This is a genomic window from Isoptericola sediminis (genome assembly GCF_013085345.1).
Taxonomy (GTDB): Bacteria; Actinomycetota; Actinomycetes; order Actinomycetales; family Cellulomonadaceae; genus Isoptericola; species Isoptericola sediminis.
This window is the reverse complement of sequence record NZ_JABFAJ010000021.1, coordinates 89,547-116,301: the sequence shown is the minus strand read 5'-3', so window position 1 is coordinate 116,301 and position 26,755 is coordinate 89,547. Positions and strand designations below refer to the sequence as shown.

Sequence of the window (26,755 nt, the reverse complement as noted above, 5' to 3'; positions counted from 1 at the left end):
GTGAGTCACCCTCACCCCGAACTACCCCTGCCCCCCGAGCTGCCGGCGAACGGTCTGCGGATCGTCGCCCTCGGCGGGCTCGGAGAGGTCGGCCGCAACATGGCCGTCCTCGAGCACCGCGGCCGTCTGCTCATCATCGACTGCGGCGTCCTCTTCCCCGAGGACCACCAGCCGGGCGTGGACCTGATCCTGCCCGACTTCGACTACATCGCCGACCGCATGGACGACGTCGAGGCGATCGTGCTCACCCACGGCCACGAGGACCACATCGGTGCCGTGCCCTACCTGCTGCGGCTGCGCCGCGACATCCCGATCTACGGATCCCGGCTGACCCTCGCGTTCATCGAGGCCAAGCTCAAGGAGCACCGGATCAAGCCGGTCACCCACGTCGTCGCCGAGGGGGACACGGTCCAGCTGGGGGAGTTCGGCTGCGAGTTCGTCGCCGTCAACCACTCCATCCCGGACGCGCTGGCCGTCGCGGTGACCACCGCCGCCGGCACCGTGCTGCACACGGGCGACTTCAAGATGGACCAGCTGCCCCTGGACGGCCGCGTCACCGACCTGCGGGCCTTCGCCCGGCTCGGCGAGAAGGGCGTCGACCTGTTCATGGTCGACTCCACCAACGCCGAGGTGCCCGGCTTCGTGACCAACGAGGCGGACATCGGCCCGGTGCTGGACAACGTCTTCGCCCAGGCCGAGAAGCGCATCGTCGTCGCCTCGTTCTCCTCGCACGTGCACCGCGTGCAGCAGGTGCTCAACGCCGCCCACGCCCACGGCCGCAAGGTGGCGTTCGTGGGCCGCTCGATGGTGCGCAACATGGGCATCGCCGCCGAGCTCGGCTACCTGGACGTCCCCCCGGGCGTGCTCATCGAGCTCAAGCAGGCCACCAACCTGCCCGACGACCAGGTCGTCTACATGAGCACCGGGTCCCAGGGCGAGCCGATGGCGGCGTTGAGCCGGATGGCGAACGGCGACCACCAGGTCAACGTCGGCCACGGGGACACCGTGATCCTCGCCTCCTCGCTCATCCCGGGCAACGAGAACTCCGTGTTCCGGGTCATCAACGGCCTGACCCGGCTGGGCGCGCGCGTCGTGCACTCCGGCAACGCCAAGGTGCACGTCTCCGGCCACGCCAGCGCCGGTGAGCTGCTCTACTGCTACAACATCCTGCGCCCGAAGAACGTCATGCCCGTGCACGGCGAGGTGCGCCACCTGGTCGCCAACGCGGCACTCGCGGTGAAGACCGGTGTCCCGGCCGACCACGTGGTGCTCGCCGAGGACGGGGTCGTCGTCGACCTGGTCGACGGCCAGGCCTCCGTCGTCGGCGCCGTCCCGTGCGGCTACGTCTTCGTCGACGGGTCCTCCGTGGGTGAGGTCACCGAGAGCGAGCTGAAGGACCGTCGCACCCTCGGCGAGGAGGGTTTCGTCTCGGTCTTCGCCGTCGTGGACACCGCCACCGGCAAGGTGCTCGCGGGCCCGCAGATCCTCGCGCGCGGCATGGCCGAGGACGACGCCGTGTTCGAGGAGATCATGCCTGACGTGGTCCAGGCGCTGGAGGAGTCGATCGCCGGCGGCGCCACCGACACCTACCAGATGCAGCAGATCATGCGGCGCGTCATCGGCCGCTGGGTGAACCGTCGCCTGCGGCGTCGCCCCATGATCGTGCCGGTGGTCGTCGAGGCCTGACGGCCGCGGACGGGTCGGGCGAATTCACCCGCTCCGGGGATGGTTTTGGCGCTACTGTGGCGCGACTTGTCCCTTTCTTGGAGTTCGTGATGAATCAGCCTGACCCGTTCGTGCCCCCGGCCGGTGCGCTGCCTCCGGCGCCCGCGACCTCCGGCCCCGCACCCGCCCGCCCGCAGGAGCCGGCCTACGGGGCGTACGCCCCGGCTGTTGCGGCCGCGGGGCCGGTCCGGACGGGTCCCTGGCACCCTGTGCCGGCCGTCCCCGCCGGGCTCGCGGGGTGGACGATCGGCCTGGCCGTCGCCTGGACCGCCTTCCAGGGCCTGGCCTTCTGGGCATCCTTCGCCGCCGCCGACGCGTACGGTCGTGCCGTGGACGCGGGGGCCAGCGTCATGGACGTCTTCACCTGGTACGACGTCGTGAGTCTGCCGTTCCTGATGGTCCAGGTCGCGACGTTCGTCGTGGCCTGCCTCTGGCTGCAGGAGAGCCGGGCGGTGGCCGTCGCCGTCCTGCCGCGGGAACGTCACGTCCGCCGCCCCCTCTGGATCTGGTTCGGATGGGTCGTCCCCGTGGTCTCGCTGTGGTTCCCCTACGAGGTCGTCCGGGACGTCCGGTCCGGCACGACGGGGCTGCGCGGCGCCCCGGGCCTGGGTCTGTGGTGGGCGTCCTGGCTGATCGCGATGTGGGCCTCGAACCAGACCGGTCTGGCAGGCGTGGGTCTCGGCGTCCTCAGCGACCACCCCTCGATGTTCCCCTTCGTCGAGGGTGTCGCCACCGTCGCCACGGCGGTGGCGTGCGTGCAGTGGATCCGCATCGTCCGCGAGATCACGGCTGCCCAGCGCGCGCGCCTGGAGGCTCCCGCGGCGGCGTGACGTCCGCCACGCCCGCCAGAGGGGACACGCAGGTGTCGGCCTGCGGCGTCGTGAGAAGGGGCGCGGGTACCGTGGAACCATCATGGCGACGCGCATCCCTGCCCGGAAGAGCACCGGGACCTCGCGGTCGGCGGCGCGGACGGGGCGCGGAACCCCGGCGTCGTCGCGCAGCACCTCGGCGCGCTCGTCGTCGGGCAAGCGGTCCACCACGGGCCGGTCCTCCGGCGGCCGCGGTCGCTCGTCCGCGACGTCGCGGCGCCGGTCCCGGTCCGGACCCCCATGGCCGGTCCGGATGGTGCGCGGCGCCTACCTCGGCGTCGCCCACGGGCTCGGCGCCCTGACACGCACGATCACCAAGGGAGCAAGAGACCTGGAACCCGAGCACCGCCGTGACGGCGTCGCCTTCTTCCTCATCGCCATCGCCCTCGTCGTGGCCGCCCGCGAGTGGTGGGGCATCCCCGGCGACTTCGGCACGTGGGTGCACGCGGTCGTCGCCGGGACGGTCGGTCTGGCAGGTGTCGCCCTGCCCGTGCTGCTGATCTGGATCGGCGTGCGGATCATGCGGCACCCCGAGCGAGGCCAGGCCAACTCACGGGTCGCGATCGGTGTCAGCCTGCTGGTGGTCTCCGTGTGCTCGCTGGTGGCGATCGCGGAGGGCACCCCTTCGCCCCGCGACGGGTTCGCCCAGGTCCAGGACGCCGGCGGGATCATCGGCTACCTCGCGGCCACACCGGTGGTCATCGGGGTGACCGAGTGGGTCGCCGTGCCGCTGTTCCTGCTGCTCGGGTTCTTCGGGCTCCTCGTCGTCACTGCCACGCCGGTGCATCGCATCCCCGAAAGGGTGCGGGGCCTGTACGACCGCTTGACCGGGAACCACGGCAGCGCGCAGGACGACGGCCTCGAGCTCGCCGACGGCGTGTCGAAGCACGACGGCAGCGAGGACCGGCCCGCCCGCAAGAAGCGCACCCGGCGGATCCGGTCACCGCGCACCGGACGGGCCACCGAGACGGCCCCCGCCGACCTCGACGAGTACGCCGGGGACCATGCCTTCGACAAGGCTGCGACGCTCGACGCGGCCGACGCTCCGGCGCCGGGCGGGGCCGCACCCGCCGATCCCGGGGCGACCCAGGTGATCTCGACCGGGTCGGCCACGTCACCGGCCCCGGTGGACAGCGCGGCCCCGGCCCCGGCTCCGGCGGCCCCGGCCGCGCGCGACCCGCTGCCCGCCCCGCAGGGCCGCGCCGAGCAGCCGATGCTCTCCGGTGACACCGTCTACCTGCTGCCGTCCGAGGACGCGCTGGTCGAGGGAGCGCCGCACAAGAGCCGGTCGGCCGCCAACGACCGTGTCGTCGCCTCGCTCGAGGAGACCTTCGAGCAGTTCGGCGTGGACGCCCAGGTCACGAACTTCACGCGCGGCCCCACGGTGACGCGGTACGAGGTCGAGGTCGGCCCGAAGACCAAGGTCGAGCGGATCACCGGGCTGAGCAACAACATCGCCTACGCGGTCGCCAGCGCCGACGTGCGGATCCTGTCGCCGATCCCTGGCAAGTCCGCGATCGGCATCGAGATCCCCAACACCGACCGCGAGACCGTCGTGCTCGGTGACGTGCTGCGTTCGTCGGCGGCGCGACGGACCGAGCACCCGATGGTGATGGGCGTCGGCAAGGACGTCGAGGGCGGCTTCGTGGTGGCCAACCTGGCCAAGATGCCGCACATCCTCGTCGCCGGTGCGACGGGCGCGGGCAAGTCGAGCTTCATCAACTCGATGATCACCTCGATCCTCATGCGGGCGACCCCGGAGCAGGTGCGGCTGATCCTCGTGGACCCCAAGCGCGTGGAGCTCACGCTGTACGAGGGCATCCCGCACCTGATCACGCCGATCATCACGAACCCCAAGAAGGCGGCCGAGGCGCTGGACTGGGTGGTCCGCGAGATGGACGCCCGGTACGACGACCTGGCGACCTTCGGGTACAAGCACATCGACGACTTCAACGCCGCGGTCCGCGCCGGCAAGGTCACGCCGCCGCCGGGCTCCGAGCGCAAGGTCGCCGCCTACCCCTACCTGCTGGTCGTCGTGGACGAGCTCGCGGACCTCATGATGGTCGCCCCCCGGGACGTCGAGGCCGCGATCCAGCGCATCACCCAGCTCGCGCGGGCGGCGGGTATCCACCTCGTGCTGGCCACCCAGCGTCCGTCGGTGGACGTCGTGACCGGTCTGATCAAGGCGAACGTGCCCTCGCGGCTGGCGTTCGCGACGTCGTCCCTGGCCGACTCCCGCGTCGTGCTCGACCAGCCCGGCGCCGAGAAGCTCATCGGTCAGGGTGACGCCCTGTTCCTGCCGATGGGTGCCTCCAAGCCGATGCGCGTCCAGGGGGCCTGGGTCAGCGAGTCCGAGGTCCACGCGGTCACCGAGCACGTCAAGTCGCAGCTCAAGCCCATCTACCGCGAGGACGTGACCGCCCCCGCGGCCGCCAAGAAGCAGATCGACGAGGACATCGGCGACGACCTCGACGTGCTGCTCCAGGCTGCCGAGCTCGTCGTGTCGACGCAGTTCGGCTCGACGTCGATGCTGCAGCGCAAGCTGCGGGTCGGATTCGCCAAGGCCGGGCGTCTGATGGACCTGCTCGAGTCGCGCGAGATCGTGGGCCCGTCCGAGGGGTCCAAGGCGCGCGAGGTGCTCGTCCAGCCCGAGGGTCTGTCCTCCGCACTCGCCCTGATCCGGGGCGAGACGCCCGCCGAGGCCGCCTACGACCAGGACGCCGAGACCGCGGCGTCGGGCGACCAGTACGGCGACGGCACGGACGGCCACCGTCCTCCGGTGGCGGCGGAATACCACGACGGCGCCGACACCGACGCCGAGCACCCCGTGCGCTGAGCGGGTCGTCAGCCGCCCGCGGGGACGCGGGGCAGGACCGTCGGCTGGTCGCCGGTGGGTCGGGGAGGCTCGGACCGTTCCCGGGCCTTCCCGCCGACCGCGTCCGCCACCAGCTCGTGGCGGACTCGGCGTTCGCGCCGGTCGAGCGTCGTGCTGCGGGGAGGCGACCCGTCGAGGACCTGGACACGGTGCCCTGCCGGGATGTCGACCGTGCTGGCGGTCCAGCGCACGTCGGTGACCAGCGCCGGCGCGCTCGGCCGCTCCTCGGTGATCGTCGCGGTCAGCAGGACACCGCTGCTCGTCCGGGCGTCGCAGCACGAGGCGCTCTGGTTCGACAGCAGGTTGCCCAGCCCGTGGGCGACCCACATCCCCGCACCGTGCGGGCCGCCGTCGAGCCGTTCGATGCGCTGGGGCACGTGGGCGTGGTGGCCGATGACGAGGTCGACCGCCCCCGAGGCGGCCAGTGCGGCCGCGACGTCGACCTGCTGCTCGGTGAGCACCTCCGTGTACTCGGTCCCGGCGTGCACGCTGACCACCACCACGTCGGCGCCACCCCGGTCGCGCGCCTTCACGGCGGCCCGGACGAGGGCACCGGTGTCGATCAGGTCGACGGCCCACGGGGCCTCGGACGGCATCGGCAGCCCGTTGAGCCCGTACGTGGCAGACAGGTGCGCCACCACCAGCGAACGCCCCGATCGCTCCAGCTCGTAACGCTGCGGTCTCGACTGCTCACGGTGGGACCGGGCGGTGCCGACGTGGCCCATGCCCGCGGCGTCGAGGGCGTCCAGCGTGGTCACGACGCCGGCGTAGCCGCGGTCGACGGAATGGTTGGAGGCGGTGGAGCACCCGTCCCAGCCCTGGTCCGCCAGGGCCGGCACCAGCTCCGGCGGTGCGCCGAAGATCGGGTAGCCGCTGGGGGCCGTTCCGTCGGGCGCGACCGGCACCTCGAGGTGGCACAGCGCGAGGTCGGCACCGGCCACCCAGGGGTCGAGCCCGGCGAGCAGCCGGTCGAAGCGTTCGCCGCCGTCGGCGGAACGAACGACGGGGCCGTGCGGGAGCAGGTCCCCGGCGGCCAGGACCGTGAAGCTGACCGGGGGGACAGGTTGCGGGGGTGCGATCTTGGCCCGCGCCACGTCCGGGGAGACCGTCACCCGGGGAGCGGGGGGCGGGGCGTCCGGGGTGAGGACACCGCAGGCTGCCGTCACGGTGAGCACGGTGACGGCGAGCACGACCAGGGAGGTCCTGCGCGGGGCGACGTCGGCCACGGTGCGAGGCTATCGCGGTGGCGGTCCCAGTAGGCTGGTGACATGCCCGACGCTGCGCCCTCGCCCTGGAACATCGCGAACATCGTCACGATGATCCGTATCGCCCTCGTCCCGGTCTTCGCGGCGGCGCTGCTGGTGGACGGCGGTGAGTCGGTGACGTGGCGTCTGGTGGCGACCGCGATCTTCCTGCTGGCCGCGCTGAGCGACAAGGTCGACGGCCACCTGGCGCGGTCGCGTGGCCTGGTGACGGACCTCGGCAAGCTCCTCGACCCGATCGCGGACAAGGCCCTGGTGGGCACCGCGCTGGTCCTGCTGTGGTGGCCGCTGGGCGAGCTGCCCTGGTGGGTACCGGCGGTCATCCTGGTCCGCGAGCTCGGGATCACCCTGATGCGCATGGCCGTGCTGAAGTACGCCGTCATGCCGGCCTCCCGGGGCGGCAAGATCAAGACGGTGCTGCAGGTGGTCGCCATCGCGCTCTTCCTGCTGCCGCTCGCGCAGCTGCCGGACGCCGTGGGTGTCGTGGCGTGGGTCGTGATGGGCGCGGCGATCGCCGTCACCGTCGTCACCGGCGTCGACTACGCCGTCCAGGGGCTGCGACTGAGCCGCCGGGCCCGGCTGGAGAGGACGCTCGGCCGTGCGGACGACCAGCGCTCTCCGGGCGGCCGGTCGGACGGATGACGACCGCGCGTGACGTCCTCGGGGCGGTGGCCGCCCGGGGGTGGACCCTCGGTGTCGCCGAGTCGTTGACCGCCGGGATGGTGGCCGCCGAGCTCGCCACGGTGCCCGGTGCCTCAGCGGTGCTGCGCGGCGGCGTCGTCGCCTACGCGACGGACCTCAAGGCGTCTCTGCTCGGGGTCGACCGTGCGCTGCTGGCGTCCCGGGGTGCCGTGGACGCCGACGTGGCCGGTGCCATGGCCCAGGGTGCGCGTGCCGCGACCGGCGCGGACGTCGGGCTCGCGACGACCGGGGTCGCCGGGCCCGACCCGCAGGACGGCCGTCCACCCGGCCTGGTCTTCGTCGCCGTCGCCACCCCCGAGGGGACGGCCGTGCGGCGCTGCGACCTGACCGGTGACCGGCCCGCCGTCCGGTCGGGGGCTGTCGCCGCGGTCCTGGACCTGTGCCGCACGACCCTGGGCGACGCCACGCCGGGGTGAAGGAACCGTGCGTGGCCCGGGGGGATCCTGGACGACCCGGTGCGTCGGGAACACGGCCGTGGTGTCGTGCGTTGGGCAGGTGTGATCGCCAACAGGCCACGAAGCGGTATCGATGCGACTCCCGGGCGACGCGCCCCGCGTGCGTCGGGGTACGGTAGTGCCAACCCTCGTCAGGGGGTGCCGGCGGAAGGAAGGGGGCGTGACATGGTCGTCCTGCGACAGGAGATCGGTGACGTGCTGCGCGACGCGCGGCAGCGTCAGGGGCGCACCCTGCGTGAGGTGTCCTCGGTCAGGGGCGCACCCTGCGTGAGGTGTCCTCGGCCGCACGGGTCTCGCTGGGTTATCTGAGCGAGGTCGAACGCGGGCAGAAGGAGGCCTCCTCCGAGCTGCTGGCCTCGATCTGCGAGGCTCTCGACATCCCGCTGTCCCTCGTGCTGCGCGAGGTCAGCGACCGGATCGCGGTCGCCGAGGGGCTGCTCGTCCCCGACACCATCCCCACGGACGTGCTCGCCGGGATGCTCTCGCGCGGAACCGTCGAGCGCGAGGACCTCACGCCGGTCGGCTGACCGCCTGGCAGGTGGGGCACCAGAACACCGGCCGTTCGTACGGCGGCTCGTTGGCCTGCCCGACGGCGACCGGTGTCCGGCACCGCCGGCACGGGTGCCCCAGTTTGCCGTGCACGGCGCGCGGCACCTCACCGAGGCCCTCACGCCGCCCGACGTCGACGCTGCGACCGACCAGTCGGCGCGCGGTCACGAGGAGGGCCCGGACCTCCTCGTCGTCGAGGGAGTCGGCGGGCGCCCACGGGTGCAGCCGGCGGTCGAAGAGCGACTCCGCCATCCAGATCGTGCCGAGTCCTGCCACGACCGACTGGTCGAGGAGCACGTCGCACAACGGCCGGTCCCCCTGCCGGTGCCAGCGGTCCAGCGCCGTGGTGAGACCCGCCGTGCCGAAGTCCGCTCCGAGCACGTCCGGGCCCAGGTGTGCCAGCAGCCGGGGCTCGTCGTGGGTCCGCAGCAGGTCCAGCATCCCGAGCCGCCACCCGACGCACGTCCACCGTGCGGTGGCGAGCACCGCCCGGACCTCGGGATGGCGGGCCGCGGCGGCACGGTCGCTCGTCGCCACCACGCGCCAGGACCCCTCCATCCGCAGGTGGGTGTGCAGGGTGCGGCCGTCGTCGAACCGGGTCAGCAGGTGTTTGCCGTAGGAGACGCACCCCGTCACCGTCCGGCCCGTGAGGTCGGTGCCTCCCGTCCCCGGCCAGCGCAGCTCGGCGCGGACCAGCGGGCGACCTCGCAACGCCTGGTCGAGACGCTCGGCCGTGAGCCGCAGGACGTCGCCCTCGGGCATCAGACCGCCACCCTCAGCCCGCGAGGCGTCACCGTGAACCCGGCGTCGAGCAGGGCGTCCGCCGCCGCGGAGCGTTCCTTGGCGGCCTCCAGGGCCGGGACGCCGTCGAGCCGCTGGACCACCAGCCGGCCGAGGTGCCCGCGCCGGACATGGTCGGCCAGGAGGGCTCCCGCGACCGCCAGCGCGTCCGGAGCCGTGGTGAACGACAGCAGCGTGCGTCCGCCCCGTTCGACGTACAGCGCCGGCTCGCCGTTGGTCAGCACGACGACGGCGCCCGCCTTGCGTCCCGGGCGGTGCCCGCCGCCGTCGTCGCCCGCCGAGGTGGTCGCCGGCCAGGGCAGCGCCGCGCCGTAGGGGTTGGCGGGGTCCGTCGCGGCGAGCAGCAGTCCCGGCGGGGACGCGTCGGGGTCGTCGCGGACACGCTCGCGGTCGGCGGCGTCGACGCGCAGCCGGTCGACCGCGCCGGGCAGCGCGAACTGCGCACCGCCCAGCCGCTCCACGAAGTAGCCGCGACGGACCGCTCCGCGTTCCTCGAGCCCGGTGAGCACCCGGTACACCTCGCGGAACTGACCGGTCACGTGCTCCGAGGGCGCGACGGCCCGCGTCAGCACCCCGTGCCGGTCCAGCAGGACCTGAGCCAGCGCGTGCGTCCGGACCGTCGGGTCCTGCTCGCGCGCCGGCAGACCCGACCAGCGGCCCCCGCCGGCCGGTGGCACGACGGGGCGGGCGACGGCGAAGCGCGACCGGCGCACCGGCCGGGCGCGGGCCGGACGGCGGGAAGCCCGGTGCGCCCCGCCGCCCGCGCCGAGCCGGGCACGCAGCACCGCGAGGCCGTCGTTCGTCACGTGGCCGCCCCAGACGAGGTCCCACAGCGCCTCCAGCACCTCGCCGGCCGGTGCGTCGGCCAGCTCGACGAGGCGGGGCAGGAAGTAGCCGCCCGACGACGTGAGCAGGTCGAGCAGCACGCGGTGCAGGTCGGTGTCCAGGGTCCCCTCGGGCCCCAGCGGGGCGGGCGGCGCGAGGGTCAGGGGAGCGTCCTCGGCCAGGTGCAGGCTCACCGTGCCGTCCGTGCCGGGCAGCGCGGCGTGCCCGGCCCAGACCACCTCCCCGGTGGTGGTGAGCTCGTCCAGGAGGGCGGGGGAGTAGTCCGTCACGCGGGCCGGGAGCACCAGCGTCTCCAGCGCCGACGCCGGGACCGCGGCGCCGGCCAGCTGCTCCACGGCCCGCAGCAGGCCGTCGCTGCCGCGCAGCCGCGGACCGGTGGCGCCCTGCCAGCGCGGCAGGAACACGCCGAGCGTCTCCGGCTCGACCGGTTCCACCTGGGACCGCAGCGCCGCCAGGCTGCGTCGCCGCAGCGTGCGCAGTACCTGCGGGTCGCAGAACTCGTCCCCGGTCCCGCCGACGGCCTCCGGCCGCAGCGCACCGCGCACGAGCGCGCCGTCGCGCTCGAGACGGGTCAGCACGCCGGTCGCCACGGCGACACCGAGCCCGAAGCGGTGTGCGACCTCGGCGGCGGTGAACGGGCCGTGCGTCCGGGCGTGGCGTCGCAGCAGGTCGGCCAGCGGGTCGTCGACCGGCGCCATCACGGCGTCCGGCAGCCCGGCGGGTGGTGCCACCCCGAGCGCGTCGCGCAGCCGGGCGGCGTCCTCGGCGACCGCCCACTGCTCGGCGCCGGCGAGGCGGACGCGAATGATCCGGCGGTCCCGCTCGAGGTCGGCCAGCCAGTCCGGCACGGCGAGGCCGGCGTCCTCGGCCGTGCGGTGACGCACCTCGTCGAGGGGGTGCGGGCCGGTGCGGCGCAGCAGGTCCCAGACGGCTTCGGCGTCCCGCGCCCGGCGGTCCGTGGCCAGCCCCTGCAGCTCGGCCTCGGTCCGCTCGACGACCTCCGGGTCCAGCAGGTCGGACAGGTCGGTGGCGCCCTGCTCGCCGAGGAGCTCGGCCAGCAGGGTGGGGTCCAGCGAGAGGGCCGCGGCCCGCCGCTCGGCCAGCGGCGCGTCGCCGTCGTACAGGAACTGCGCGGTGTACCCGAACAGGAGCGACCGGGCGAACGGCGAGGGACCGTCGGTGGAGATCTCGACCAACCGGACCCGGCCTGCCGCGAGGTCGGCCATGAGCGTGCGCAGGGAGGCGACGTCGAAGTCGTCCTGCAGGCACTCGCGGGCCGCCTCGAGCATGATCGGGAAGTCGGGGTACGCCGACGCCACCTGCAGTAGCTGCGCGGCGCGCTGGCGCTGCTGCCACAGGGGGGCTCGCCGGTCCGGCCGACGCCGCGGCAGCAGCAGGGCGCGGGCGGCCGCCTCGCGGAAGCGGGAGGCGAACAGCACCGACGAACCCAGCTCGGCGCGGACGGCGGCGTCGACCTCCTCCGGGTCGACGAGCAGGTCGTCCGTGGTGATCTCCGGCCGGGTCTGGGCGGCCTCGAGGTCCCAGGGGGAGTCACCGGGCAGGCGGAGCACGATGCCGTCGTCGGCGGGCATGGCGGCGACGTCGGTGCCGAGCCGCTCGCGCAGCCGGGCCGCGACGACCAGCGCCCACGGGGCGTGCACCCGCGCCCCCAGGGGCGAGTGGATCACCACCCGCCAGTCGCCGAGCTCGTCGCGGAACCGCTCGACGAGCACGGTGCGGTCGTCCGGCAGCCGCCCGGTCGCCGTGCGCTGCTCGGTCAGGTAGCCCGCGAGGTTGTCGGCGGCCCAGTCGTCGAGGCCGGCCTCGCGCAGGTGGGTACGCCCCTTCTCGGCGTCGGCGGCCAGGATCTCGTCGCTCTCGCGCAGGAAAGCGCCCACGGCGCGCCCGAGGGTGGCCGGCCGCCCCGGGGCGTCGCCCTTCCAGAACGGCAGCCGGCCGGGCTGTCCGGGGGCCGGGGTGACCCGCACGCGGTCCGGGGTGATCTCCTCGACCCGCCACGTGGAGGATCCGAGGGTGAAGGTGTCGCCCGCCCGGGACTCGTAGACCATCTCCTCGTCGAGCTCGCCCACGCGCTTGCCGCCCCGCCCGGCCTCCTCGCCGGCCAGGTACACGCCGTACAGCCCCCGGTCGGGGATCGTCCCGCCGCTCGTGGCGGCCAGCCGCAGGGCACCGGGACGCGCCGAGAGACGCCCGGCGGCCCGGTCCCACACGATGCGCGGACGCAGCTCCGCGAACTCCTCGCTGGGGTACCGCCCGGCCAGCATGTCGAGCACGGCGTGCCAGGTGGCGTCGCCGAGCGCGGCGAACGGTGCGGCGTGGCGGACCGTGCGCAGCAGGGCGTCCGCGTCCCAGTCGTCGACGGCGAGCGCGGCGACGACCTGCTGGGCCAGCACGTCCAGCGGCGTCGACACGATCCGCAACGGCTCGATGTCGCCGGAGCGCATGCGCTGGGTGACCACGGTCGCCGGGACGAGGTCGCCACGGTGCGTGGGCAGCACGACACCGCGCGAGACGGCCCCGACCTGGTGCCCGGCCCGGCCGATGCGCTGCAGCCCGCTGGCCACAGACGGCGGGGACCCGACCTGCACCACGAGGTCCACGGCCCCCATGTCGATGCCCAGCTCCAGCGAGGACGTCGCGACCACGGCCGGCAGCCGACCGGCCTTGAGGTCGGACTCGGTGCGGGTGCGCTCGGTCCGGCTCATCGACCCGTGATGGGCCCGCGCCAGGACCGGTGCCGCGGCGTCGAGGGCGGCGGCCGTGCCCGACTGGCCGGGGGTCTGGGCCGCCTGCTCCGCTCCGGCGTCGGGGGTCGCCAGTCCCTGGCGCTCCGCCCAGGTCTCGTTCACCCGCGCGGTGAGGCGTTCGGCCCCGCGCCGGGAGTTGGTGAACACCAGCGTGGACCGGTGGTCGCTGACGAGGTCGACCACCCGGTCGGTGACGTGCGGCCAGATGGACGCCTGGCGCTGCGGGCCGCTCGCCGCCCCGGACAGGTCGGGCTCGTCGTCCCCGCCCAGATCCGTCAGGTCCGGGACCGGGACGGCGACGTCCAGGTCCCAGCGTTTGCGTGACGGCGGCTGCACGACGGCGACCTCCCGGCCCCCGGCGGTGGTCGGTCGGCTCCCGGCGAGGAAGGCCGCGACCTCGTCGGCGGGCCGCACCGTGGCGGACAGGCCGATGCGCTGGGCGGGGCGTGGCAGGAGCGCGTCGAGCCGTTCGAGGCTGACGGCCAGGTGCGCCCCGCGCTTGGTGCCCGCCAGCGCGTGGATCTCGTCGACGATGACCGTGCCGACCCCGGCCAGGCCGGCGCGCGCCGCGGAGGTCAGCACGAGGAAGAGCGACTCGGGGGTCGTGACGAGCACGTCCGGGGGACGGGTGGCGAACGACCGGCGTTCGGAGGCGGGGGTGTCGCCGGTGCGCATGCCGACACGGACGTCCTGGGTGTCGGTCCCGAGCCGGTCGGCGGCCCGCCGGATGCCGGTCAGCGGGGCGCGCAGGTTGCGCTCGACGTCGGCGGCCAGCGCCTTGAGGGGGGAGACGTACAGCACCCGGCAGCGCAGCGTCGGGTCCGCGGGCGGCGGAGCGGCCGTGAGACGGTCGATCGCCCAGAGGAACGCCGCGAGCGTCTTGCCCGAACCGGTCGGCGCCACCACGAGCGCGTGCCGGTCCTCCTCGACGGCACGCCACGCGCCCTCCTGCGCCGCCGTGGGGCCGGCGAACGCATCGGTGAACCACGCCCGGGTCGCGGGGGAGAAACGGGCGAGCGGGTCGGTGGCCACCAGCCCATGGTGCACCCGGGCACCGACAGGCCGGTGGTCGTGGCACGCTGGGCGGGTGCTCTACTCCGACTTCGCCCAGCTCGTCGACGAGGTGTTCGGCCGTGCCTACGGCCGCACGCTCGTGCGGGAGCAGGTCCTGCCCCGCCTCGGGGACCGCACCCCGGCCGAGGCGCTCGACGCGGGGACGGACCCCCGCGACGTCTGGCACGCCCTGTGCGACGCCCTCGACGTCCCGGACGCCGAGCGGTGGGGGACGGACCGGCACCGGCAGGCGCCGCCGGCCCGCTGACCGCGGTGCCTCCCGGTGTCGACACGCCGCGCGGCGGACGCTGACGTCGAACATATGTTCGGCTAGGGTGTCCACAGGAAGGCCTCGTGGGTCGCTCGTCCACAGCGCGACCGGCTCGGACGGGGCGTGTCGGTGGCGGGGCGTAGCGTCGTCGTCGACATGAGCAGCAGACCGAAGGCGCGCGGCCGCGCCCAGAACACGAAGGTGACCGACATGCCTGGACCGGAAGACCGTGAGAAGGCCCTCGAGGCCGCGCTCGCCCAGATCGACCGCAGCTTCGGCAAGGGCTCGGTCATGCGTCTCGGCCAGGAGGGGCGGGCCCCGGTGGACGTCATCCCCACCGGTTCCATCGCCCTGGACGTGGCCCTCGGCATCGGTGGCCTGCCCCGGGGCCGCGTGGTCGAGGTCTACGGCCCGGAGTCCTCCGGCAAGACGACCGTCGCCCTGCACGCGGTGGCGAACGCCCAGAAGAACGGCGGGATCGCCGCGTTCGTCGACGCCGAGCACGCCCTGGACCCCGAGTACGCCAAGAAGCTCGGCGTGGACACCGACGCCCTGCTCGTCTCCCAGCCGGACACCGGTGAGCAGGCGCTGGAGATCGCCGACATGCTCATCCGCTCCGGGGCGCTCGACATCATCGTCATCGACTCCGTCGCGGCCCTGGTCCCCAAGGCGGAGATCGAGGGCGAGATGGGTGACAGCCACGTCGGCCTGCAGGCCCGTCTGATGTCGCAGGCGCTGCGCAAGATCGCGGGTGCGCTCAGCTCCTCCGGCACCACGGCGATCTTCATCAACCAGCTGCGCGAGAAGATCGGCGTGTTCTTCGGCTCGCCGGAGACCACCACGGGTGGCAAGGCGCTGAAGTTCTACGCCTCGGTGCGCATGGACATCCGCCGGATCGAGACCCTCAAGGAGGGCACCGACTCCGTCGGCAACCGCACCCGCGTCAAGGTCGTCAAGAACAAGATGGCCCCGCCGTTCAAGCAGGCCGAGTTCGACATCCTCTACGGCGTGGGCATCTCCCGGGAGGGTGGCCTGATCGACATGGGCGTCGAGCACGGGTTCGTCCGCAAGTCGGGTTCGTGGTTCACCTACGGCGGCGACCAGCTCGGCCAGGGCAAGGAGAACGCCCGGTCGTTCCTGCGGGACAACCCCGACCTGGCGAACGAGCTCGAGAAGAAGATCAAGGAGAAGCTCGGCGTCGGGGCCACGCTCGACGCCCCGGCGGACGGGGACGCCCCGGCGGCCGAGGCCACGTCCGTCGCCGCCGGCGACGAGGAGAAGGCACCCGCCAAGGCGGGCGCGGCGACCAAGAGCACGAGCCGGTCGAGCGCCAAGAGCAAGAAGGCGCCCTTCTGAGCACCGGACGCGCGGAGGAACGGTCGGCGGGCGGTCGTCGGAAGGACGGTCGCCGCCGACCGAGCGTGAGCGAACGCCTCGAGGCCGGTGAGATCACGCGCGACGAGGCCACGGAGCTCACGCGGGAGGCCGTGCTGCGCACGTTGACCGCCGCGCCGAAGAGCCGGGCCGAGCTCGCCCGGTCCCTCGCTCGCAAGGGCTACCCCGAGGACGTCGCCGAGCACGTCCTGGACCGGCTCCAGGACGTCCGCCTCGTCGACGACGCCGCGTACGCCGAGATGATCGTGCGCACGCGGCACACCGAGCGGGGCCAGGCGCGTCGAGCCATCTCGGCCGAGCTCCAGCGCCGCGGCGTGGACCCCGAGACGGCGACCGCTGCGCTCGAGCAGATCGACGGCGACGACGAGCGTGCGGCCGCGGCCGAGCTCGCCCGCAAGCACGTGGCCCGCACCCGCGGACTCGACCGGGACAGACGCGTCCGGCGCGCCGTCGGGGCGCTGAGCCGCAAGGGGCACAACCCCTCGGTCGCTTTCGCCGCCGTCAAGGACGCCCTGGCCGCCGAGGGGGAGTCCGAGGATCTCGACGACCTGATCTCCCTCGACGACTGACCCTGCGGCGCGCCCCGGCGCGCCGGCCACGCGATCCCGGCGGCACCATGCCCATCGGACCGCACGACCGGCGTCGCCGGAGCGCTCGAGGGACCGCCCGAGCGGCCGTCAGCCCCAGCGACCCGGCTTGCCAGGATCCGCCGGTCCGGCCTCGGGTCCCTCGTCGACCCCGTGCGGACGCTCGGCCGCCTGGGCCGTCGCACCCACACCGACGCCGGCGTCGAGCCCGGCAGCCATCGTCCCGGTCCGCCCGGAGGTACGCCGCAAGGAGTTCCCGAGCCGCTCGGCCACCTTCGTCAGGCTCCAGTTGATGAGGATGAACAGCACGGCGGCGACGGCCAGGGTCTGCAGGATGTTGCCCTCGCCGGAGCCCAGCAGCCGGGCGTTCTGCAGGAGCTCGCGATAGGTGATGATCGCGCCGAGCGCGGAGTCCTTGAGCACGACGACGAGCTGGGAGAGCAGCGCCGGCAGCATGGCGATGAGGGCCTGGGGGACCTCGACCGACCGCAGCGACTGGCCGCGCGTCAGCCCGGTCGACAGCGCCGCCTCGCGCTGGCCCGACGGCAGCCCGTGGACACCCGACCGCACGAGTTCGGCCACGACCGACCCGTTGTAGAGGACCAGGCCGATGACCACGCCCCAGAAGGAGGGCGAGTCAACACCGGCGTTGGCCAGCAGCAGCCAGAAGAAGACCATCATGAGCAGCACCGGCACGGCGCGGAAGAACTCCACGACGGCGCCGCACACCACGCGCACCGGCAGCAGCGTGGAGAGCCGGCCCACGCCGAAGAGCAGCCCGAAGGCGAACGCGCCGACGATGGCGACGCCTGCGGCGCGCATCGTGGCCAGGAACCCTGGCCAGTAGTAGTAGGCCCAGGCGTCGGCGTCCACGGCGGCGAGCCACAGGTCCGGGTCGAGCTGGCCCTTGTCGCCGAGCCGGGCGAGCAGCAGGGCGGCGATGCCGCCGACGATGACGGCACCGACGACGTTGCCGAGCAGGATCCTGCGCTTGGCGCGGGGGCCGGGCGCGTCGAAGAGGACGGTCTGGGCGCTCATCGGGACACCGCCAGTCGACGCGAGAACGAGGTCGACAGCAGGCCGACGGGGGTCACGAGGATCACGTAGCCGATCGCGAAGGTGAAGAAGATCGCGTAGATGTAGTCGGGCCGGAACTCGATCATCGTCCGCATCACCGAGGAGGTCTCCGTCGCCACCGAGGCCGCCGCGGCGACCGTGGTGTTCTTGATGAGGGCGATGAGGACGTTGCCGAGCGGCGCGATCGCGCCGCGGAACGCCTGAGGCAGGATGACCAGCCGGGCGGAGGGCAGGAACGACAGCCCGATGGACCGTGCCGCCTCGGCCTGCCCGACCGGGACCGTGTTGACGCCGGACCGGATCGCCTCGCACACGAAGGCGGCGTGGTAGATCGACAGCCCCACGACCGCGAGCCAGAAGAAGTTGAGGTTGAAGTCGGTCGCCAGGGTGAGCTCGAGCTGGCCCCAGGCCCCGAGGACCATGAACACCATGATGATCGTCAGCGGGGTGTTCCGCAGGATCGTGACGTAGGTGGTGCCGGCCCACTGCAGGCTGCCGATGGGGGAGATGCGGAACAGGGCCAGCACCGATCCCATGATCAACGAGAGCACGGCCGCCCAGAAGGCGAGCTGGATGTTGACCCAGAACGCCCCCAGCACGTCGTACTGGCGGATGATGTCGAGGTACTCCTCCACGCGGCGGACGCTCCTTCGGCTCGGTCGCGGCAGAGACGTGTCGCCGGGACTCCGGCGGCACCGGATCGGGCCCGCTGCGTGGCGCGGCGGGCCCGATCCGTTCTCAGTGGTCGGTCACATGTCGCAGGGGTCGAACTCCGGCGGGTTGAGGTCCTGGTTCGGCGTGTAGCCGGTGCCCTCGGTGGCGGAGTCGATGTACTCCTGCCACGAGCCGTCGTCGATCATCTGCTGCAGCGCCGCGTTGATGTCCTCGCACTGGTCGGAGTCCTGCGGGATACCGACGCCGTAGCGCTCCTCGGAGAAGGTGTTGCCCACGACCTTCACCTGGCCGGAGTTGGCGGGCTGGGCCCCCAGGCCGGCGAGGATGATGTCGTCGGTGGTCACCGCGTCCACCTGACCCGAGGTGAGCGCGGTGACGCACTCGGCGTACCCGGGCTGCTCGAGGAGGTTGACGCCCTCGGAGTACTCGTCCTTGATGCGCTGGGCCGACGTCGAACCGGTGACCGAGCACAGGTTCTTGCCGTCCAGGGTGTCCGGGCCGGTGATGTCGGTGTTGTCGGCCGCGACGAGGAGGTCCTGGCCGGCCACGAAGTACGGACCGGCGTACGAGACCTGCTCGCGCCGCTCGTCCGTGATCGAGTAGGTGGCGAAGATCATGTCGACCTGGCCGGTCGACAGCAGCGTCTCGCGCTGGGCGGACGGGGCCTCGACCCACTCGATCTGGTCCTCGGAGTACCCGAGCTCGCCCGCCACGTACTTCGCGACGTCGACGTCGAAGCCGGAGGGCGTGTCGCCGTCCATGAACCCGAGGCCGGGCTGGTCGAACTTGATGCCGATGGTGACGCCCTCGCCGCCGGCCCCTTCCTCCTCCTCCATGGTGTCGGTGGTCTCGCCCCCGGTGTCGGTCTCGCCGCCGTCGTCGGAGGAACAGGCGGCCAGGGTCAGTGCGGCGGTGGCCGCCAGGGCGATGACCCCGGTGGTGCGTGTGCGTCGCATGATGCGTCCTTTCGTCGGTGGTGCCGGTGATGCCGTGATGAAGATCAGTGGGTGAGGATCTTCGACAGGAAGTCCTTGGCGCGGTCGCTGCGCGGGTGGTGGAAGAACTCCTCGGGCGTGGCCTCCTCGACGATCTGGCCGTCCGCCATGAACACGACGCGGTCGGCTGCCTTGCGGGCGAACCCCATCTCGTGAGTGACGACGATCATCGTCATGCCCTCCTTGGCGAGCTGCTCCATGACGTCGAGCACCTCGTTGATCATCTCGGGGTCGAGGGCCGAGGTCGGCTCGTCGAAGAGCATCACCTTGGGGTGCATGGCCAGCGACCTGGCGATCGCCACGCGTTGCTGCTGCCCGCCGGAGAGCTGGGCGGGGAACTTCGCGGCCTGGTTCTTCACCCCGACGCGGTCGAGGAGCTTGAAGGCCTCCTCCTCGGCGTCGGACTTGCTCAGCCCGCGGACCTTGCGGGGGCCGAGCGTGACGTTGTCGAGCACCGTCTTGTGGGCGAAGAGGTTGAACGCCTGGAACACCATGCCGACGTCGGCACGCAGCCGGGCGAGCTGCCGCCCCTCGGCGGGCAGAGGTTGGCCGTCGATCCGGATCTCGCCGCCGTCGATCGTCTCCAGCCGGTTGATGGCGCGGCACAGCGTGGACTTGCCCGAGCCCGACGGGCCGATGACGACGAGCACCTCGCCGCGCCGCACGGTCAGCTCGATGTCCTGGAGCACGTGCAGGTCGCCGAAGTACTTGTCGACCCCGCTGAGCTCGACGAGGGGGGCGCCCAGGTGCGAGTCGTCCGCCGGCGGCTGCTGGTCGTCCGCCGGTGCCGTTCCGCTGTGATCCATGTCATGAACCTAACCAGTGGATCGTTTCGGTGGGGTGCGAGCACGCGCCGAGTCGGCAACGGTTCGATAACGACTGTCCGGAAAGCCGGGAATCGGCAACCTTGCGACGGCGGATCCGCGGCGCGCGGGACCGTACCCTGGAACCGATGTCCACCACCATGCCCTCGCCCCGTGAGACCGCCACGTCCCTGCCCTCCGACGGGGCCGGACGGACGTACATGGTCCGCACCCTGGGGTGCCAGATGAACGTCCACGACTCCGAGCACATGGCCGGGATGCTCGAGCAGGCGGGGTACACCCGTGCCACCGCCGCCGACGAGGCGGCGAGCAACGCCGACGTGGTGGTCATCAACACGTGCGCGGTGCGCGAGAACGCGGCGACGCGGCTCTACGGCAACCTGGGCCAGCTCGCCGGGCTCAAGGCGGAGCGGCCCGGGATGCAGATCGCGGTCGGGGGCTGCCTGGCGCAGAAGGACCGCGGCGAGATCGTCGACAAGGCCCCGTGGGTCGACGTCGTGTTCGGCACGCACAACCTCGACGCGCTGCCGGTGCTCCTCGAGCGGGCACGGCACAACGAGGCCGCCCAGGTCGAGATCGCCGAGTCGCTGCAGGTCTTCCCCTCGACGCTGCCGACGCGGCGCGAGTCGGTGTACGCCGGCTGGGTGTCCATCTCGGTGGGGTGCAACAACACCTGCACGTTCTGCATCGTGCCGCACCTGCGCGGCAAGGAGCGCGACCGCCGTCCGGGCGAGGTCCTCGCCGAGGTGCAGGCCCTGGTGGACGCCGGCGCCGTCGAGGTCACGCTGCTGGGTCAGAACGTCAACAGCTACGGCGTCGAGTTCGGCGACCGCGGAGCGTTCGCCAAGCTCCTGCGGGCCTGCGGACGGATCGAGGGGCTCGAGCGCGTCCGCTTCACCTCGCCGCACCCGGCCGCCTTCACCGACGACGTCATCGAGGCGATGGCCGAGACCCCGAACGTCATGCCGCAGCTGCACATGCCCCTGCAGTCCGGCTCGGACCGGGTGCTGCGCGCGATGCGGCGCAGCTACCGCTCCTCCAAGTTCCTCGGCATCCTGGAGCGGGTGCGCGCCGCGCTGCCCGACGCCGCGATCACCACCGACATCATCGTCGGGTTCCCGGGCGAGACCGAGGAGGACTTCGCCGAGACGCTGCGCGTGGTCGAGGAGTCGCGGTTCAGCTCGGCCTTCATGTTCCAGTACTCCCCGCGCCCCGGGACGCCGGCGGCCGAGATGGACGACCAGCTGCCCAAGGAGGTCGTCCAGGAGCGGTTCGACCGACTGCTCGCCCTGCAGGAGCGGATCAGCGCCGAGGAGTCGGCCCGGCAGACCGGCCGCACCCTCGAGGTGCTCGTCTCGGAAGGGTCGGGGAAGAAGGACGGCGCCACGCACCGGCTGTCCGGACGGGCGCCCGACAACCGGCTCGTGCACCTCGCGGTGCCCGCCGGCGTGCTGCCCGAGGGCGGCCTCGCCGACCAGCCCGTCTCGCTCGAGGACCCGCGACTGGCCGAGGTCGGCGCGCTCGACCCGTCCCTGCCGCGCCCGGGCGACATGGTCACCGTCGAGGTGACCCGTGCCGCGCCGCACCACCTGATCGCCGACTCGGCGCTCGGCGGCGGCACCTACGCGGTGCGTCGCACCCGGTCCGGCGACGCCTGGGCCCAGCGCGAGACCGCGCGGCTCGGCGGGGGCCACGACGACCACGGCCACGGCGGCGGCGACCCCGGTGGCCCGGTCACGCTGGGGATGCCGACGCTGCGTCGCTGACGCCCGGCGGGCCGGGGCCTCAGTCCTCGGCCTCGGGCCCCACCAGGGTGGCGAGCCCGGCGAAGAACTGCGACGTCGTCACCAGACCGCACGACAGCGTCTCGGCGAGCTGGTCGTCGGTCGCGCCCTGCTCCAGGTCGACCGACACCTCGCCGTACAGGGCCAGTCCGCCCCCCTCGGCGCGGGTGTAGACCTTCGGCCAGATCCGTTCCCGGTTCCAGTCGTTGCACGCCTGCAGCACCGCGGGCCGCGCGCTCTCCGGCACGGAGCCGGACCAGCGACCCCGCACCTGCAGGATCTCGCCGTCCTCGCCGAGGAGCAGGAACCAGAAGCGGTGCCCGTCCCACGTGCCCGTGAGGTCACCGTCGGCGTCGGTGCGGAACCGGTAGCCGCGGCGCGCCAGGTCGGCGCCGATCCGCCGGGCGGTCACCGGCGTGGGGCGGGCGGCCGGCGGTCCGGGGTCGTCGGCCCGTCGGCGCCGCGCCGCCTGCAGCACCACGGTCGCCGCCCGTCGCAGCGGCCCCGTCACGGTGTCACCTGCAGCGGGTCCGGGAACACCGAGTCCAGGTGCTCGAAGAGCATCACCCCGGTGGACAGCCCGCACTCCAGGACCTGGGCGAGCTGGTCGTCCGTGGCGCCGTGCTCCAGGCTCGTGGTGACCTCCGCGCAGACCACGACCGTGCCGTCGTCGCGCACCCGTGCGTACGCCGTCGGCCAGATGCGCTCGGCGTTCCAGGCGTTGCAGACCTCGAGGATCTCCCCGAGGCGCTCGATCGTGGCCTGGCGGTGCCACTGCCCGCGCACCTGCACGACCTCCCCGTCGTCGCCCAGGACGAGGAAGGAGAACACCCGGCCGTGCCAGATGCCCCCGAGGTCGCCGTCGTTGTCGACGGTGTAGGTGAACCCGGAGGCGTCCAGCCAGGCGCTGACCCGCTCGCGCGACACCGGCCGCGGCGCGGCACCCGCGAGCTGTCCGACCGGCCCGTCCAGCAGGACGTTCTCGACGTCGCTGCGCAACAGGTCAGCGTCGAGGGGCTCCTCACGCGATGCAGCTGACGATCTGGCGATCCGGCGCGACCCGAAGAACCTCACACCTCCCACGCTACACGTCCCGGTAGGTTGGCAACGTGCCCACCCGTGCCGTCGTCCTGCCCGCGACCCCGCTCCTGGTCCCCGGCGCGGCCGGTCACGCGCGGCCGCTGACGGCGGTCCGCGCCGCCGTCTCGCGGGCCCTGGCCGCGGTCCGTGGCCCGCACGGCGGTCCGCCGGACCGCTGGGGCGTCCTCGCTCCCGCGTCGCGCAGCTCCGCCGGGATCCGCCGCCCGTCCCTGGCCGCCGCCGGCGTCGCCGACCGCTGGCTGCCGGGGCAGCTGATCGCCGCCGGTGTCCCGACCGCCCAGGTGCCGGCCTCGGTCGCCCTGCTGACCCTGGCCGCGGTGGTGGGGGAGCAGGCCGCCCGTCGGGCGCACGTGGTGCAGCTGGCCGGCGACGACCACGCCGCGGTGGGCTACGGCCTCGGCGAGCTGTCCGGCCTGGACGCGCTCGTGGTCGCCGGCGGCGATCCCGAGGACGCGGCCGCCGGGCCGACCGCCTGCGCGCCGGCGGTCCGCGGCGTGCTCGACGGGCTCGCCGCCCGGCACGGCTGGACCGCGACCGTGCGCGTGGTGGCCGAGCCGGGCGGGGGGCACCTCCCGGACACCTACGACGTCGTCACCTGGGCCGACTGACTCAGCCTCCGGCGAACCAGCCGACGCCCTCGAGCAGGAGCCAGAAGCGGACGGTGCGGCCCACGAGCACCGTCGGGACGAAGACCGCCCACGGCACCCGCAGCGAGCCGGCCACGACGGCCATGATCATCAGCGGCGGGAACCCGACCGCGCCCGCGGCCAGGAGCACGACGGCACTCAGCCACGGGCGCCCCGCGATCCGCCGCTGCCACCGGTCGAAGGTCTCCCGGCGCCGGCCGACCGCCAGCTTGTCGCGCACCCAGCGGGTCTCCATGGAGCGGGCCGCGCCGAGGTACCAGACCATCTTGGCGACCGTCTGCCCGACGCCGGCCACCAACGACAGTGCCAGGGCCCGGCCGGGGACCGCGCTGACGTCCGTCACGGCCGCGACACCCCCGAGGTAGACCTCGATGCTGACGACCGGGACGAGCCCCGACAGCAGGCTCACGGCGAGGGTGGACAGCAGCAGCACCCGCAGAGCCTAACGGCGTCGGCCCCCACCCCCCGCGTCGTACCGTGGGTCCGTGATCGTCGCCGTCGTGGGACCCACCGCCACCGGGAAGTCGGACCTCGCCCTGGACCTCGCCGAAGCGCTGTCGCGCCCGCCGGCGCCGGCGGAGATCGTCAACGCCGACGCCTTCCAGCTCTACCGCGGCATGGACGTCGGCACGGCCAAGGTGCCACCGGCCGAGCGACGAGGGATCGTGCACCACCAGCTCGACGTGCTCGACCCGACCGAGGACGCCTCCGTCGCGCACTACCAGACGGCGGCCCGCGCGGACCTGGACGCCGTCGCCGCACGCGGGGCCCGGGCGGTCGTGGTCGGCGGCTCGGGGTTGTACGTGCGTGCCCTGCTGGACCACATGGAGTTCCCGGGCACCGACCCGGAGGTCCGCACCCGGCTCGAGGAACGCGCCGAGACCGAGGGCCCCCGTGCGCTGCACGCCGAGCTGGCCCGTCTCGACCCCGGCGCGGCCGAGTCCATCGGTCCGGCGAACACCCGCCGTCTCGTGCGTGCCCTGGAGGTCGTCGAGATCACCGGTCGGCCGTTCACCGCGAACCTGCCGCGGCAGGAGTACGTCCGTCCCGCGGTCCAGATCGGGCTGGACTGCGACCGGCCCGTGCTCGACGCCCGGGTGGCCGGCCGGGTGGAGCGGATGTGGTCCGCCGGGCTGGTCGAGGAGGTCCGCTCGCTGGCCTCGCCCGCGCAGGGCGGGACCGGTCGCGGGCTCGGGACGACGGCGGCCCGCGCCGTCGGTTACGCCGAGCTGCTGCGCTGGTTCGCCGGTGACCTCACCGAGGCCGAGGCGCGCGAGGCCGTCGTGACCAACACGCGCCGGCTGGCCCGCAAGCAGATGGGGTGGTTCGGGCGCGACCCGCGCGTGCACTGGCTGGACGCCGGGTCGCCCACCCTGGTCGAGGATGCCCTGGCCCTGGTCCGGGCCGCCGACGCCGACGAGCTGCCGGTCCCGGAGGACCGACCCGTGCGCCGTAGTCTGGGCTCATGACCGTACGTTTCACCAAGGGGCACGGCACGCAGAACGACTTCGTGCTCCTCGCCGACACCCGCGGCGAGATGGACCTCACGGCCGAGCAGGTGCGTCGCCTCGCCGACCGCCGCAGCGGGATCGGTGCTGACGGGGTGATCCGGCTCGCCCCGACGGCGGCGCTCGCCCGGGCGGGGGAGGAGGTCGCCGACGCCGTCCTCGCCGAGGACCCGGAGGCCATCTGGTTCATGGACTACCGCAACGGTGACGGCAGCCGCGCCGAGATGTGCGGCAACGGCGTGCGCGTCTTCACCGCGTTCGCCGAGCAGCTTGGCCTCGTCGACCTGTCCGGCGGCGGCGAGCTCGCGCTCGGCACCCGGGGTGGCGTCAAGCGGGTCCGGCGCGAGCCGAGCGGCTGGTACGCCGTGGACATGGGGCCCTGGTCCCTGTCCGGCGGCCCGGACTCCGCCGCGGCCGGCGCCGACGCCATGGTCCTGACCCCGGGGTGGGACGCCCCCCGTCCCGGCCTGAGCATCGACCTCGGCAACCCGCACACCGTCGTGGCGCTGTCCGACGTCGCCGAGCTCGCCGCCCTGGACCTCGGCCGGGCGCCCGCGGTCGAACCTGTCCCGCCGCACGGCACGAACGTCGAGCTCGTCGTCCCGCTCGGCGAGGAGCCGGGGCCCGACGGCGGCACCGTCGGCCGGATCCGCATGCGGGTCCACGAACGGGGTGTCGGTGAGACGCGGTCCTGCGGGACGGGTGCCTGCGCGGCGGCGCTCGCGGTGCGCACCTGGGCGGCGCACGGGGTCGAGGACCCGCACGGGGTGCCGTCGACCTGGTTCGTCGAGGTGCCCGGCGGCGAGGTCCGCGTCCGGCTGCTGCACGGAGGGCACGTGGAGCTGGCCGGTCCCGCCGAGCTCGTGTTCACCGGTGAGGTCGAGCTGTCGTGACGGACGTCGCCGAGGTCGCGCGGGCGGCCTCGACCCTCCTCGGCGCGCAGCTGCTCGACCCGGAGGACCTCGGCGGCTCGGCGCGGTCGACGGTCCTGCGGTGCCGCGTCGGCGGCGACGCCGGCAGCACGGTCGTGGTCAAGCAGTTTCACGGCGAGGACGACGGCGGCTACGACCGCGAGCGGACGGGTCTGACCCTGCTCGGCCGGACGCCCGACCTGATCGCCGCCGACGGCGCCCAGCGGTTGCTCGTGATGTCCGACCTGGGCGATCCGCCGACGCTGGCCGACCTGCTCCTGGGCGCCGATCGTGAGGCCGCCTGGTCCGGCGCGTCCGGCTGGGCCCGGGAGCTCGGACGACTGGCGGGCAGCGGCCGTCACCAGGTCCACGAGGCGCGCGAGCTCCTGGGGGCGCGACCGTGGGACGTCGTCGAGCACGTGACCCGGGGTGCCGCGCGTCTGGGCGAGCTGCTGGGCGGTGCGGCGCGCACCGACCGGCTGCACGCCGAGGCGCGGGAGGTCGCCACGGCGTTCACCGCCGGGAGCGGCCCGGTCGTGCTGGCCCCGTCCGACAGCTGCCCCGACAACGCCGTGCTGCGGCCCGACGGGTGGTGGTTCCTCGACCTCGAGGGGACGGTCGTCCAGCCCCCGGCCTTCGTCGCGGCCTACACGATGCTGCCGTTCGCGACCTGCTGGTGCGTCTTCGACCCGCCGGCCGGTCTGACCGACACCCTGCTCGCCGAGTTCACCGTCGGGCTCGAGGAGTCCGCGCCGGGCCTCGTCGCTCACGAGGATTGGCAGCGCGAGGTCGAACGGGCGAGCGGGGCCTACGTCCTGGCGATGACCGGGTGGCTCCTGGACAGCACCCTGGCCGGACGCGAGCACGTCGGCCCGGCGGGGCGGTCGCCGTCCTACCGGCAGCTGATGACGTCGCGGTGGCGGTGGGCCGCCGTCAACCTGCGCACCGCCATGCCGGAGCTCGCCGCCACGTGCGGCGCCGCGGCACGCTGGGCCACGGAGGTCTGGGGCGGCGAGACGGATTCGACGGGTACCCGGCGTTCGCCGCCTGACCGCAGCGGGAGCCGCTGGTGACG

Annotated in this window: 24 protein-coding genes and 1 pseudogene; 14 read left to right on the top strand and 11 right to left on the bottom strand. The window is 73.7% G+C overall.

Translation table 11 applies throughout. From position 1 onward, the window contains the following. From HLI28_RS11945 to HLI28_RS11935, 3 genes are all read left to right on the top strand, one after another. A complete protein-coding gene (locus tag HLI28_RS11945) occupies positions 1-1,686 on the top strand; it encodes an RNase J family beta-CASP ribonuclease (protein ID WP_171247786.1) in 1,686 nt (561 codons plus the stop codon). A 248-nt stretch (positions 1,687-1,934) separates the two neighbouring features. Next, positions 1,935-2,555, top strand: a complete 621-nt coding sequence (locus HLI28_RS11940; RefSeq protein ID WP_171247785.1) for a DUF4328 domain-containing protein — start codon at positions 1,935-1,937, stop codon at positions 2,553-2,555. 292 nt (positions 2,556-2,847) lie between these two features. Beyond that, a complete protein-coding gene (locus HLI28_RS11935; protein WP_171247784.1) occupies positions 2,848-5,430 on the top strand; it encodes an FtsK/SpoIIIE family DNA translocase in 2,583 nt (860 codons plus the stop codon). An 8-nt stretch (positions 5,431-5,438) separates the two neighbouring features. Here HLI28_RS11935 and HLI28_RS11930 read toward each other — a convergent pair whose 3' ends face one another. Next, on the bottom strand, positions 5,439-6,695 hold the full coding sequence (locus tag HLI28_RS11930) for a CapA family protein (protein ID WP_343035811.1): 1,257 nt from the start codon (positions 6,693-6,695) through the stop codon (positions 5,439-5,441). A 42-nt stretch (positions 6,696-6,737) separates the two neighbouring features. Here HLI28_RS11930 and pgsA point away from each other — a divergent pair, with 42 nt between their 5' ends. From pgsA to HLI28_RS11915, 3 genes and pseudogenes are all read left to right on the top strand, one after another. Beyond that, entirely contained in the window at positions 6,738-7,373 is a 636-nt protein-coding gene (gene pgsA / locus HLI28_RS11925) for a CDP-diacylglycerol--glycerol-3-phosphate 3-phosphatidyltransferase (protein WP_171247783.1), read from the top strand. Next, a complete protein-coding gene (locus tag HLI28_RS11920; protein ID WP_171247782.1) occupies positions 7,370-7,849 on the top strand; it encodes a CinA family protein in 480 nt (159 codons plus the stop codon). Before pgsA ends, HLI28_RS11920 begins: the two co-directional genes overlap by 4 nt. A 108-nt stretch (positions 7,850-7,957) precedes the next feature. Then, positions 7,958-8,415, top strand: a pseudogene (locus tag HLI28_RS11915) (helix-turn-helix domain-containing protein). Here HLI28_RS11915 and HLI28_RS11910 read toward each other — a convergent pair. Continuing rightward, on the bottom strand, positions 8,399-9,199 hold the full coding sequence (locus tag HLI28_RS11910; protein ID WP_171247781.1) for a DNA-formamidopyrimidine glycosylase family protein: 801 nt from the start codon (positions 9,197-9,199) through the stop codon (positions 8,399-8,401). The pseudogene HLI28_RS11915 and the gene HLI28_RS11910 overlap by 17 nt on opposite strands. After that, positions 9,199-13,884, bottom strand: coding sequence for an ATP-dependent helicase (locus tag HLI28_RS11905; protein ID WP_171247780.1), 4,686 nt, complete (start codon positions 13,882-13,884; stop codon positions 9,199-9,201). Before HLI28_RS11905 ends, HLI28_RS11910 begins: the two co-directional genes overlap by 1 nt. A 55-nt stretch (positions 13,885-13,939) precedes the next feature. Here HLI28_RS11905 and HLI28_RS11900 point away from each other — a divergent pair, with 55 nt between their 5' ends. Beyond that, positions 13,940-14,173: a DUF3046 domain-containing protein gene (locus tag HLI28_RS11900; protein WP_171247779.1), complete on the top strand. Its 234-nt coding sequence runs from the start codon at positions 13,940-13,942 to the stop codon at positions 14,171-14,173. Positions 14,174-14,235: 62 nt separating this feature from the next. Here HLI28_RS11900 and HLI28_RS11895 read toward each other — a convergent pair whose 3' ends face one another. Continuing rightward, entirely contained in the window at positions 14,236-14,388 is a 153-nt protein-coding gene (locus HLI28_RS11895; protein ID WP_171247778.1) for a hypothetical protein, read from the bottom strand. On the opposite strand from HLI28_RS11895, the gene recA reads away from it, so the two are divergent. Together recA and HLI28_RS11885 are read left to right on the top strand one after the other, a co-directional pair. Beyond that, a complete protein-coding gene (recA, locus tag HLI28_RS11890; protein WP_171247777.1) occupies positions 14,387-15,532 on the top strand; it encodes a recombinase RecA in 1,146 nt (381 codons plus the stop codon). The two genes, HLI28_RS11895 and recA, sit on opposite strands and share 2 nt — an antisense overlap. 65 nt (positions 15,533-15,597) lie before the next feature. Then, positions 15,598-16,140, top strand: a complete 543-nt coding sequence (locus HLI28_RS11885; protein ID WP_343035810.1) for a regulatory protein RecX — start codon at positions 15,598-15,600, stop codon at positions 16,138-16,140. A gap of 108 nt (positions 16,141-16,248) precedes the next feature. Here HLI28_RS11885 and HLI28_RS11880 read toward each other — a convergent pair whose 3' ends face one another. From HLI28_RS11880 to HLI28_RS11865, 4 genes are all read right to left on the bottom strand, one after another. After that, a complete protein-coding gene (locus HLI28_RS11880; protein ID WP_171247776.1) occupies positions 16,249-17,196 on the bottom strand; it encodes an amino acid ABC transporter permease in 948 nt (315 codons plus the stop codon). Continuing rightward, positions 17,193-17,870 carry an ABC transporter permease subunit gene (locus HLI28_RS11875; RefSeq protein WP_171247775.1) on the bottom strand — a complete coding sequence of 226 codons (678 nt, stop codon included), beginning with the start codon at positions 17,868-17,870 and terminating at the stop codon, positions 17,193-17,195. The genes HLI28_RS11880 and HLI28_RS11875 overlap by 4 nt, the downstream gene beginning before the upstream one ends. 114 nt (positions 17,871-17,984) lie before the next feature. Next, positions 17,985-18,866, bottom strand: coding sequence for a glutamate ABC transporter substrate-binding protein (locus HLI28_RS11870; RefSeq protein WP_171247774.1), 882 nt, complete (start codon positions 18,864-18,866; stop codon positions 17,985-17,987). A gap of 44 nt (positions 18,867-18,910) precedes the next feature. Next, positions 18,911-19,711, bottom strand: coding sequence for an amino acid ABC transporter ATP-binding protein (locus tag HLI28_RS11865; protein WP_171247773.1), 801 nt, complete (start codon positions 19,709-19,711; stop codon positions 18,911-18,913). 146 nt (positions 19,712-19,857) lie between these two features. On the opposite strand from HLI28_RS11865, the gene miaB reads away from it, so the two are divergent. Further along, positions 19,858-21,495 carry a tRNA (N6-isopentenyl adenosine(37)-C2)-methylthiotransferase MiaB gene (gene miaB / locus HLI28_RS11860; RefSeq protein ID WP_171247772.1) on the top strand — a complete coding sequence of 546 codons (1,638 nt, stop codon included), beginning with the start codon at positions 19,858-19,860 and terminating at the stop codon, positions 21,493-21,495. 19 nt (positions 21,496-21,514) lie between these two features. Here the strand turns inward: miaB and HLI28_RS11855 are convergent, their stop codons facing one another. Both HLI28_RS11855 and HLI28_RS11850 read right to left on the bottom strand, forming a co-directional pair. Further along, entirely contained in the window at positions 21,515-22,024 is a 510-nt protein-coding gene (locus HLI28_RS11855; RefSeq protein WP_425483393.1) for a type III secretion system chaperone family protein, read from the bottom strand. After that, the gene (locus tag HLI28_RS11850) at positions 22,021-22,512 is read right to left on the bottom strand and encodes a YbjN domain-containing protein (protein ID WP_246246692.1); all 492 of its coding nucleotides are present in this window, start codon (positions 22,510-22,512) and stop codon (positions 22,021-22,023) included. Before HLI28_RS11850 ends, HLI28_RS11855 begins: the two co-directional genes overlap by 4 nt. Before the next feature lie 110 nt (positions 22,513-22,622). Between HLI28_RS11850 and HLI28_RS11845 the strand changes: the two genes are divergently transcribed. Then, complete coding sequence (locus tag HLI28_RS11845; RefSeq protein WP_171247770.1) at positions 22,623-23,222, top strand: hypothetical protein; 600 nt, start codon at positions 22,623-22,625, stop codon at positions 23,220-23,222. Between the two features lies 1 nt (position 23,223). Here the strand turns inward: HLI28_RS11845 and HLI28_RS11840 are convergent, their stop codons facing one another. Then, complete coding sequence (locus tag HLI28_RS11840) at positions 23,224-23,694, bottom strand: hypothetical protein (RefSeq protein ID WP_171247769.1); 471 nt, start codon at positions 23,692-23,694, stop codon at positions 23,224-23,226. A 52-nt stretch (positions 23,695-23,746) separates the two neighbouring features. Between HLI28_RS11840 and miaA the strand changes: the two genes are divergently transcribed. Genes miaA through HLI28_RS11825 form a run of 3 tightly spaced genes read left to right on the top strand, consistent with a single transcriptional unit; the run spans position 23,747 to position 26,753 of the window. Further along, the gene (gene miaA / locus HLI28_RS11835) at positions 23,747-24,730 is read left to right on the top strand and encodes a tRNA (adenosine(37)-N6)-dimethylallyltransferase MiaA (protein ID WP_171247768.1); all 984 of its coding nucleotides are present in this window, start codon (positions 23,747-23,749) and stop codon (positions 24,728-24,730) included. After that, positions 24,727-25,662: a diaminopimelate epimerase gene (dapF, locus tag HLI28_RS11830; protein ID WP_171247767.1), complete on the top strand. Its 936-nt coding sequence runs from the start codon at positions 24,727-24,729 to the stop codon at positions 25,660-25,662. Before miaA ends, dapF begins: the two co-directional genes overlap by 4 nt. Then, positions 25,659-26,753 carry a hypothetical protein gene (locus tag HLI28_RS11825; RefSeq protein ID WP_171247766.1) on the top strand — a complete coding sequence of 365 codons (1,095 nt, stop codon included), beginning with the start codon at positions 25,659-25,661 and terminating at the stop codon, positions 26,751-26,753. Before dapF ends, HLI28_RS11825 begins: the two co-directional genes overlap by 4 nt. Positions 26,754-26,755: the final 2 nt, after the last annotated feature.